We start from the raw sequence: 9252 nt of genomic DNA, 5'->3' as shown, positions 1-9252 counted from the left end.
CCCCCCCCCCCCCCCCCCGAGAAACGGTGAAAGGGCGGGACCGGGGCGACCCACCCCCTACCCCAGCCCAGCCGCCCGGAAATCCTCCAGCCGAGGCCGAATCGTCGCCGTCGGCCCCGCCGCCACCGCGTCCAGCGTCTTCAGCCCGTCCCCCGTGTTCAGCACCACGGTCGTCAGCGACGGATCCAGCACCCCCGCCTCCAGCAGCTTCCGCGTGACGCCCACCGTCACACCGCCCGCCGTCTCGGCGAAGATCCCCTCCGTCCGGGCGAGGAGCCGGATCGCGTCCACGACCTCCCCGTCCGTGACGTCCTCGACCGCACCGCCCGTGCGCCGGGCGATGTCGAGGACGTACGGCCCGTCGGCCGGGTTGCCGATGGCGAGGGACTTGGCGATGGTGTCGGGCTTGACCGGGCGGACGACGTCCTGGCCGTCCTTGAAGGCACGCGAGACGGGCGAGCAGCCCTCCGCCTGGGCGCCGAAGATCCGGTAGGGGCGGTCCTCGACCAGCCCCAGGGCGATCAGCTCCTTCAGCCCCTTGTCGATCTTCGTGAGCTGGGAGCCGGAGGCGACGGGGACGACGAGCTGGTCCGGCAGCCGCCAGCCGAGCTGTTCGCAGATCTCGTAGGCGAGGGTCTTGGAGCCCTCCCCGTAATAGGGGCGCAGGTTGACGTTGACGAAGCCCCAGCCCTCGCCCAGCGGGTCGCCGATGAGCTCGGAGCAGAAGCGGTTGACGTCGTCGTACGTCCCCTCGATGCCGACGAGGTCGCCGCCGTAGACGGCGGCCATGACGACCTTGCCGGCCTCCAGGTCGTGCGGGATGAAGACGCAGGACCGGAATCCGGCGCGGGCGGCCGCCGCGCCTACCGCCCCGGCCAGGTTCCCCGTCGACGAGCAGGACAGCGTGGTGAAGCCGAAGGCGCGGGCGGCCTCCACCGCGACGGCGACGACGCGGTCCTTGAAGGAGTGCGTGGGGTTGCCGGAGTCGTCCTTGACGTGCAGTTCACCGGTGACGCCCAGCTCGCGGGCGAGGTTGTCGGCGCGGACGAGCCGGGTGAGGCCGGGCTCCAGGTTGGGCCGGGAGGCGACGTCGGCGGGGACGGGCAGCAGCGGCGCGTACCGCCAGATGTTCGCGGGGCCGGACTCGATGCGCGCCCGCAGCCCCTCCGGGTCGCCGAGCGGCAGCTCGTAGGCGACCTCCAGCGGGCCGAAGCAGGAGACGCAGGCGAAGACCGGTCCGAGCGGGACGCGCTCGCCGCACTCGCGGCAGGACAGCGCGACGGCGGGCCCGAAGGGACCGTTGACGGAAGCAGCGGCGGAAGCGGCGGCGGAAGTAGCGCGTTCGACGGCTTGCACAGCCATGGAGGCGAGGCCCTTTCTCCTCATCTTCCCCGTGGCGAACCTCGCCACGAGACGGAATTGGCACCTTCCCCGCCGGGAGCCTCACGAGGAGACCGGCTGGAGGGTTGCCGGGGCTTCAACGGGCCGTGTCCCTCTGCCCCTCTGGATGAGCGGTATGGCACTGGGCGCGGCCCAGGCGTTTGTGCGCGCGGCACCCCCGACATACGGGCGTGCTCCGCGTTGTTCAAGACTGTATCGGAAGGTGCGGCCCGGCGAGAGGGCCCGTCCGCACCGCGAGACGGATCATCACACCGACCACAGACGAGGAGTCGTTCACGTGCTGGAAGAGGTGGAGCGCTGGCTGTCCCGGCGGTCCTGGACCGCGGCGGACCGCCCGCTCGACCGGCTGCTCGCCGCCAAGCGCGCGACGGGCACCACGGTCAGCGTCGTCCTGCCCGCGCTGAACGAGGAGGCCACGGTCGGGGACATCGTCACCGCGATCCGCCGCGACCTGATGACCGGCGGCACGCCCCTCGTCGACGAGCTGGTGGTGCTCGACTCCGGCTCGACGGACGGCACGGCGGCGGTCGCCCGCGCGGCCGGCGCCCGCGTCGAACACCGGGACGCGGTGCTGCCGGGTCTGCCCGCCGTCCCCGGCAAGGGCGAGGTCCTGTGGCGTTCCCTGCTGGTGACCTCCGGCGACGTCGTCTGCTTCGTCGACGCCGACCTGCGCGACTTCTCCTCCGCCTTCGTCTCCGGCATCGTCGGACCGCTGCTGACCGACCCGGACGTGGCCTTCGTCAAGGCGATGTACGACCGCCCGCTGGGCGAGGCGGTGGGCCAGGGCGGCCGGGTGACGGAGCTGGTGGCCCGCCCGCTGCTCAACCTGCACTGGCCCCGGCTGGCCGGTTTCGTGCAGCCGCTGGGCGGCGAGTACGCGGCCCGGCGCTCGCTGCTGGAGCGGCTGCCGTTCCCCGTCGGCTACGGCGTGGAGCTGGGGCTGCTGGTCGACGCGCTGCACACGGTGGGCCTGGACGCGCTGGCCCAGGTCGACGTCGGGGTGCGCAAGCACCGGCACCAGGACGGCCGGGCGCTGGGCCGGATGGCCGCCGCCATCTACCGCACCGCCCAGCTCCGGCTGGGCCGGGAACCGCTGATCCGCCCGGAGCTCACCCAGTTCGAGCGCACGGCGGACGGATTCGTTCCGCGCACCTACCCGGTGGACACCGAGGAGCGCCCGCCGATGGCGGGGATCCCCGAGTACGCGCGGCGCCGCGCGGCGTAGGCGTACGTTTGAGCGGTTGGCGGGCTGGCAAGGCTCGCGTCATGGTCGCTGAGCACGTGCAGAACGCCCCCATCGTCGTGGCCTCCAACCGCGGCCCGGTCTCCTACCGGGTCGCCGAGGACGGCTCCCTGACCTCCGGCCGGGGCGGCGGTGGCCTGGTCTCCGGCCTCAGCGCCATCGGCACGGACTCCGGCGCGGTCTGGGTCTGCGCCGCGCTCGGCGAGGGCGACCGCCTGGCCGCCCGCCGCGCGGGCCGCCGCCTCGACCCCGCCGACACCGGCGGCTACGGCGTACGGATGCTCGACGTCCCGGCCGAGACCTTCGCCGCCGCGTACAACGGCATCGCCAACTCGGTGCTGTGGTTCGTCCACCACCTGCTGTACCAGACGCCGCTGGAGCCCGTCTTCGACGCCGCGTTCCGCGAGCAGTGGGCCGCCTACGAGACGTACAACGCCGCCTTCGCGGACGCGCTCGCCGAGGAGGCCGCCGAGGGCGCCGTGGTGCTCGTCCAGGACTACCACCTGACGCTGGTCCCCGGGATGCTCCGCGAGCGCCGCCCCGACCTGCGCATCGGCCACTTCTCGCACACCCCCTGGGCGCCGCCGGACTACTACCGGATGCTCCCCGACGACGTGGCGGCCCAGGTGCTGCGCGGCATCCTCGGCGGCGACCGCGCGGCGTTCCTCACCCGCCGCTGGGCCGACGCGTTCGCCGCCTGCTGCGCCGACGTCCTCGGCGCGGAGATCGAGCGCGCGGCCGACGGGACGGCGACGGCCGTGCGCCACGGCGGACGGACGACCCTGCTCGGCGTGCACGGCCTCGGCGCGGACGCCGCGTTCCTGCGCGAGCGCGCCCACCGCCCGGACGTCGAGGAGCGGATGGCCGCCCTGCGCGAGCAGGTGGGCGCCGGCCGCCGGACGATCGTCCGCGTGGACCGCACCGAGCTGTCGAAGAACATCGTCCGCGGCCTGTACGCGTACCGGCGGCTGCTGGAGGACCACCCGCAGTGGCACGAGCGCGTGGTCCACATCGCGTTCGCCTACCCCTCGCGGCAGGACCTCGCCGTCTACCGCGACTACACGGCGGAGGTCGAGCGCGTCGCGACCGCGATCAACGAGGAGTTCGGGACACCCGGTTGGCAGCCGGTCGCGCTGCACGTCAAGGACGACTTCGCGCGCTCCCTCGCCGCCTACCGGATGGCCGACGTGGCCCTGGTCAACCCGATCCGCGACGGCATGAACCTGGTCGCCAAGGAGGTGCCGGTCGTCTCCGACGACGGCTGCGCGCTGGTGCTCTCGCGGGAGGCGGGCGCCGCGGCCGAGCTGGGGGCGGACGCGATCGTCGTCAACCCGTACGACGTCGAGGCCACCGCCCGCGCCCTGCACGAGGCGCTGCTGATGGACCCCGGGCAGCGCGCGGACCGGTCGAAGCGGCTGGCCGCGGCGGCGACGGCGCTGCCGCCGGCGCGCTGGTTCGTCGAACAGCTGGAGGCGCTGCGGGCGTTGTAGGCCCTGAGGGTGTCCGTCGCACCGGGACGGGAGGGGCGCCGGGGCGTGGGGCGGGCTCCCGTTCGCGCCGGTGTGCTTCGGCCGCCCGGCTGGCGGGCGGTGCGGCGGGGTAGTCATCGGGACATGCCGATCGCACCGCGCTGGGTCGCCCTGGCGGCGGCAACGGCCGCCGCCCTCGCCGTGACCACGTCCGGTTGTTCCTCCGGATCCGACGACGACAAGACGGAGTCCAAAGGGGCCAAGGGGCCCGCGGCCACCGGCACGGCGTCGCCCTCGGGGGGCGCACGGGCCGGAGGACCGTCCGCTTCTTCCTCCACTTCCTCTTCCGGTTCCGCCGGTTCAGGTGACGGGACGGTGCCCGCCGGGCCGGGCCCGCAGTCCTCGTACACCGTGCAGAAGCAGCCCGCTCCCGGCACCTGCGTCTACCGCTGGACCGCCGCCAAGGAGCCGCTGCCCGACCCCAAGTGCACCCCGGGGGCCACCAATCCGAAGGTCACCCCGGAGACCCTGAAGACGACCATCTGCCGCAGCGGTTACACCAAGGACATCAGGCCGCCCACGAACATCACCAGTCGCGAGAAGACCGCCAACGCCGCCTCCTACGGCTACAAGAAGTCACTCCGGGACGCCGAGTACGACCACCTCATCAGTCTCCAACTCGGCGGCGACCCCAACGACCCCCGCAACCTGTGGGTCGAGCCGCCCTCCCCCGGCCACAGGGAGGGCGCGGGCCCCAACAACCCCAAGGACGTCGTCGAGACCAAGCTGAAGAACGCGATCTGCTCGGGCAAGGCGGACCTGCGGAAGGCGCAGCAGGCCATAGCCAAGGACTGGACGACCGCGCTGGCGGCGGTCGGCATCAAGGACGACGGGAAAGGGCGCCGGGAGACGGCCGACCCGGACGACGACTGAGCGGGACGGGCCCGGCTCGCCGGGGGAGAAGGGGGAGAAGGCGGAGAAAAGGGGGGCCGGACGGGGCGTCCGCCGCGTGCCCGGCTGCGGAAGCGCTCTCCGCCTGCGCGACGCGCGGGGGCGCTGGGACGTAAGCGACGTACGCGACATACGCCGCTTCCGGCACCGCCGGGGCCTGAGAACCCCTCGTGGCGGACCGGCCGGTCACGGCACACCCCCCGCCTGCCACAAGGGGCGAGCCGCCGACGGCCCGGGGAACACCCCGAACGCCACTCAGGCGCCGGAGGACGCCCCAAGCCCCTCCGCTCCCCCGGCCGTCACCCCGTCCGCCAGCGCCTCCAGCAGCCCCACCACGCCCTTGGGCCCGTCGACCACCAGATCCGCCCGGTCGGCGAGCTCGGTGACCTCGCTGCTGCCGCTGCACACCAGGACGCCGGTCAGCCCGTCGCCGCGCAGCCGTTCCACCGCGTCGAAGGCGGCGAGGTCGCCGAGGTCGTCCCCGGCGTAGAGGACGCAGTCGGCGCCGGTGGCGCGGACGTGGTCGGCGAGGGCGACGCCCTTGTCCATGCCCGGCGGGCGCAGCTCCAGCACCAGCCGGCCGGGCTCGACGATCAGCCCGTGCCGGGCGGCCAGTTCGGCCAGCGGCTTCTCCAGGGCGCGGAAGGCGCCCTGCGGGTCGGGGGCGCGGCGGGTGTGGACGGCGACGGCCCGGCCGCCCTTGTTCTCGATGGGCGCGGTCTCGACCCAGGTGCCGTGCCAGGCGCCGGACGCGTCCAGCACGCCGGGCAGCTCGGCCTGGACGGCGGCGATGCCCGGGTGCGGGGCGGGCGAGCTGACGGTGCCGGTGGCCGCGTCCCAGCGTTCGGCGCCGTAGTGGCCGAGCACGGCCAGGCGTTCGAGGCCCGGCACCCCGGCGAAGCCGCCGTAGCGGACGGCGACCCCGGCGGGCCGGCCGGTGATCACCGCCACGGAGTTCAGGTGCGGCGCGAGCCGGGCGAGGGCGGGGACGGCCGCGGGGTGCGCCCGGGCGCGTTCGGGGTCGGGGACGATCTCGGCGAGCGTCCCGTCGAAGTCCAGCGCGACGATCGCGCGTCCGGGCCGGGCGAGGAGCGCGGCGAGGCCCTCGCGCCCGGCGGATGTCACGGGTTCCGGAAGGGGGTGGCTGGCCATGTCGACGACCCTACCCAGGCGGGCGCCGTCAAGTCGGGGCTTCCGGATTTCGTCGGCCGGGGTTTTCGGGGCCGGGTTTCGGGACGCGCGTTCCAGGGAACCCCGGCGGCTCCTCACCCCGTACCCCCGGCGGCTCCTCACCCCCGTACGCCCGGCCCTTCAGCGACGGGCCCGCCGGGCCTCGCGGAGGCGGCGCAGCCGGTTGACCGTGACGGGGTCGTGGGCGAGGGCGCGCGGGTCGTCCAGCAGGGCGTTGAGCAGCTGGTAGTAGCGGGTGGGCGTGATGCCGAGCCGTTCGCGTACGACCCGTTCCTTGGCGCCGGGGCCCGGCCACGACCGCCGTTCCAGGGCGAGCACGGCCAGGTCCCGCTCGGAGAGCGGCCGGTCGCTGTCTTCCATGCGGACCAGCGTAGGCGACGGGCTCACGGCCCGTCCCCCACCCGTCCCGGCCGGCGTCCGGGCCGGTGTCCCGGCTAGCGCGCCACGCCGTCCGTGGAGTCCGCCTCGCGCTGGATCTCGTCGAGGATGCCGGCGACGTCGGCGCCCTTCTGCACGACTCCGCCGATCTTCTCCTTGATCGTCTTGCTGACCTTGGCCCAGGAGGTCTTGTCGGCGGGGTAGAACTCGGCCTGCGGCAGCGGGTCCAGGAACGGCAGCAGCTTCTTCCGCTTCGCCGACGACTCCTTGCGCATCTGCTCGGACGCGGACGTGGTGACCGGCAGCAGGTCGTACTTGCCGGTGAAGTCCAGCACGGTCTGGGTGCCGTAGAGGAAGTCGAGGAAGAGGCCCATCTCCTTGCGGGGGCCGGTCTTGAAGGCCATGACCCAGTCGGCGACACCCATCGTCGACTTCGCCTTGCCGTCGATGCCGGGAAGCGGGGCCCTGCCGTACTTGATCTGCCCGGCCTCCGCCTGCTGCATCAGGCTGGGGTGGCCGTGGAGCATGCCGACCTCGCCCTTGCAGAAGGCGTCGAACAGCTCCTGGCGGTTGGTGCGGGCGGGGTTGCCGGGGCCGGTGAGGTCCTTGCCGACGAGCTCGTCGCGCAGCCACTCGAACGTCTTGACGTTCTGCTGCGAGCGGATGGTGTAGCTGCCGTTCTTGTCGGTGTAGCCACCGCCGCCGCCCAGCATCCACAGCATCGTCTCGGCGGGCGCCTCCTCCGGGCCCAGCGGCAGCCCGAACGGGATCTTCACGCCGGCGGCCTTCAGCTTCGCCGCGGCGGCCTGGAGCTCGGCCCAGTTCTGCGGGGCCTTGAGGATGCCGGCCTTGCGGAACAGCGTCTCGTTGTAGAAGAGCAGCCGGGTGGAGGAGACGAACGGCAGGCCGTACTGCATCCGGTGCACCTCGCCCGCGCGGGCGATCGAGGCGATGAAGTCGGCCTGGGTGGATATGGAGAGCAGCTGGTCGGCGCTGTAGAGCTTGCCGGCGGCGGCGAAGTCGGCGTACGCGCCGATCTGCGCGATGTCCGGGGCGTTGCCCTGGGCGACCATGTCGGCGACCTTCTTGTCGACCTCGGTCCAGCTGTAGACCTCGACCTCGACCTTGACGCCCTTGTGGTCGCCCATGAAGGTGCGGGCGACCGAGTCCCAGTACTTCTTCGAGCTGTTCTCCGGCTTGCCGTCGCCGTACTCGGCGGCGACCAGCCGCAGCGTCTTGCCGCCCCCGGGCCCGTCGGTGCCGCACGCCGAGAGTGCGGGCGCCATCGCCGCCGTCGCGGCACCCGCCGCCGAGAGACCCAAGAACCGCCGCCGCTCCACTTGCTTTCCGCCCTTGTGGTTGTGATCCGTGTGACCGTGCCCGTGCCCGTGCGCGCGCCCCCGGCCGTGGTGCGGGGGACCCGCCCGGTGGGGACCGCGGGAGTCGCGGACTCCGCACGTTCTTCCGCGCCACCTTAAAGGCTCTTCGAACACGGGCTCGCAACGGCCTCGCCCTTCCCCCCGCCCGCGACGGGCTGCTATCCACGGTGGGGCACGGACGGAACGCTCACGCACACCGCAAGGAGCCCAGGTCATGGCCGTATCACCCAGCGCGTCGCCCACCCCGCCGCCCGCCGCCCCCGGATCCCGTACCGCCGCCGAACTCGCCACCCAGCCCGCCTGCTGGCGCCGGGCGGCGGACGCCGCCGCGCGGGCCGGCGGGCTCCCCCGGGCCGGCGAGCGGGTCGCCGTCACCGGGTGCGGCACCTCCTGGTTCATGGCGCAGGCGTACGCGGCCCTCCGCGAGGCGGCGGGGCAGGGCGAGACGGACGCGTTCGCCGCGTCGGAGTTCCCGGCCGGCCGCCGCTACGACCGGATCGTGGCGATCACCAGGTCCGGCACCACGACGGAGGTCCTGGACCTCCTCCGCGCCCTCCGGGGCACCGCGCCGCTGCTGGCACTCACCGCCGACCCCGCCACTCCGGTGCGGGACGCGGCCGACGCGCTGGCGGTGCTGGACTGGGCGGACGAGGAGTCCGTCGTCCAGACGCGGTTCGCGACGACCGCCCTCGCGCTGCTGCGGGCCACCCTGCCGGGCGGGACGGACGCGGTGCTGCGGGCCGCCGAGGAAGCGACCGCGGCCGTCACGGAGCCGCTGCCGGCCGCGCTGCTCTCCGCCTCCCAGTGGACGTTCCTCGGGCGCGGATGGGCGTACGGCTTGGCCCAGGAGGCGGCCCTGAAGATGCGGGAGGCGGCGGGGGCCTGGACGGAGGCGTACCCGGCCATGGAGTACCGGCACGGGCCGGTCGCCATCGCCGGACCGGGGCGGGTGACCTGGGCCTTCGGCCCGGTGCCCGACGACGGCCTGGAGCGGGCGGTGAGCGCGGCCGGCGGAACGTTCGTCCACGCGGACCGTGACCCGATGGCGGAGCTCGTGCGGGCGCAGCGGGTCGCGGTGGCGGTGGCGGAGTCGCGCGACCGCGACCCGGACCGGCCGCGGGGACTGACGCGGAGCGTGGTGCTCGGCGCCTAGCGGCGGGGTGGGGGGTGGGGTGCCCCGGTCCCGCCCTCTCACCGTTTCGGGGGGGGGGGGGGGGGGGGGGGGGGGGGGGGGGGGGGG

General features: G+C 74.2%; 8 protein-coding genes and 1 riboswitch. Of the genes, 4 read left to right on the top strand and 4 right to left on the bottom strand.

All coding sequences use genetic code 11. From position 1 onward, the window contains the following. Positions 1–57: 57 nt before the first annotated feature. Entirely contained in the window at positions 58–1362 is a 1305-nt protein-coding gene (thrC, locus tag ACSNOK_RS26340; protein ID WP_436783266.1) for a threonine synthase, read from the bottom strand. 17 nt (positions 1363–1379) lie between these two features. Further along, positions 1380–1514, bottom strand: a riboswitch (SAM riboswitch). 164 nt (positions 1515–1678) lie between these two features. Here thrC and ACSNOK_RS26335 point away from each other — a divergent pair. From ACSNOK_RS26335 to ACSNOK_RS26325, 3 genes are all read left to right on the top strand, one after another. Next, positions 1679–2626: a glucosyl-3-phosphoglycerate synthase gene (locus ACSNOK_RS26335; RefSeq protein WP_436783265.1), complete on the top strand. Its 948-nt coding sequence runs from the start codon at positions 1679–1681 to the stop codon at positions 2624–2626. 41 nt (positions 2627–2667) lie between these two features. Beyond that, positions 2668–4134: an alpha,alpha-trehalose-phosphate synthase (UDP-forming) gene (locus ACSNOK_RS26330; protein WP_436783264.1), complete on the top strand. Its 1467-nt coding sequence runs from the start codon at positions 2668–2670 to the stop codon at positions 4132–4134. A 123-nt stretch (positions 4135–4257) separates the two neighbouring features. Continuing rightward, positions 4258–5046, top strand: coding sequence for a hypothetical protein (locus tag ACSNOK_RS26325; protein WP_436783263.1), 789 nt, complete (start codon positions 4258–4260; stop codon positions 5044–5046). A 273-nt stretch (positions 5047–5319) separates the two neighbouring features. Here the strand turns inward: ACSNOK_RS26325 and otsB are convergent, their stop codons facing one another. The 3 genes from otsB to ACSNOK_RS26310 form a co-directional block, all read right to left on the bottom strand. Continuing rightward, the gene (gene otsB, locus ACSNOK_RS26320; protein WP_436783262.1) at positions 5320–6216 is read right to left on the bottom strand and encodes a trehalose-phosphatase; all 897 of its coding nucleotides are present in this window, start codon (positions 6214–6216) and stop codon (positions 5320–5322) included. Between the two features lie 159 nt (positions 6217–6375). Continuing rightward, positions 6376–6615, bottom strand: a complete 240-nt coding sequence (locus ACSNOK_RS26315) for a DUF3263 domain-containing protein (RefSeq protein ID WP_436783261.1) — start codon at positions 6613–6615, stop codon at positions 6376–6378. A gap of 74 nt (positions 6616–6689) precedes the next feature. Then, entirely contained in the window at positions 6690–7973 is a 1284-nt protein-coding gene (locus tag ACSNOK_RS26310) for an extracellular solute-binding protein (RefSeq protein WP_436783260.1), read from the bottom strand. Positions 7974–8226: 253 nt separating this feature from the next. Between ACSNOK_RS26310 and ACSNOK_RS26305 the strand changes: the two genes are divergently transcribed. After that, on the top strand, positions 8227–9165 hold the full coding sequence (locus tag ACSNOK_RS26305; RefSeq protein ID WP_436783259.1) for an SIS domain-containing protein: 939 nt from the start codon (positions 8227–8229) through the stop codon (positions 9163–9165). Positions 9166–9252 lie beyond the last annotated feature (87 nt).

The sequence above is a fragment of the Streptomyces sp. URMC 126 genome (assembly GCF_051386555.1).
Taxonomy (GTDB): domain Bacteria; phylum Actinomycetota; class Actinomycetes; order Streptomycetales; family Streptomycetaceae; genus Streptomyces.
The sequence above is the reverse complement of the archived record's forward strand: the minus strand, read 5'-3'. Positions and strand labels throughout refer to the sequence as shown.

Excerpts from the sequence above, each read along its gene's own strand:
- thrC (WP_436783266.1), bottom strand. The coding sequence starts at position 1,362 with ATGGCTGTGCAAGCCGTCGAACGCGCTACTTCCGCCGCCGCTTCCGCC.
- ACSNOK_RS26330 (WP_436783264.1), top strand. The coding sequence starts at position 2,668 with ATGGTCGCTGAGCACGTGCAGAACGCCCCCATCGTCGTGGCCTCCAAC.
- ACSNOK_RS26325 (WP_436783263.1), top strand. The coding sequence starts at position 4,258 with ATGCCGATCGCACCGCGCTGGGTCGCCCTGGCGGCGGCAACGGCCGCC.
- otsB (WP_436783262.1), bottom strand. The coding sequence starts at position 6,216 with ATGGCCAGCCACCCCCTTCCGGAACCCGTGACATCCGCCGGGCGCGAG.
- ACSNOK_RS26315 (WP_436783261.1), bottom strand. The coding sequence starts at position 6,615 with ATGGAAGACAGCGACCGGCCGCTCTCCGAGCGGGACCTGGCCGTGCTC.
- ACSNOK_RS26305 (WP_436783259.1), top strand. The coding sequence starts at position 8,227 with ATGGCCGTATCACCCAGCGCGTCGCCCACCCCGCCGCCCGCCGCCCCC.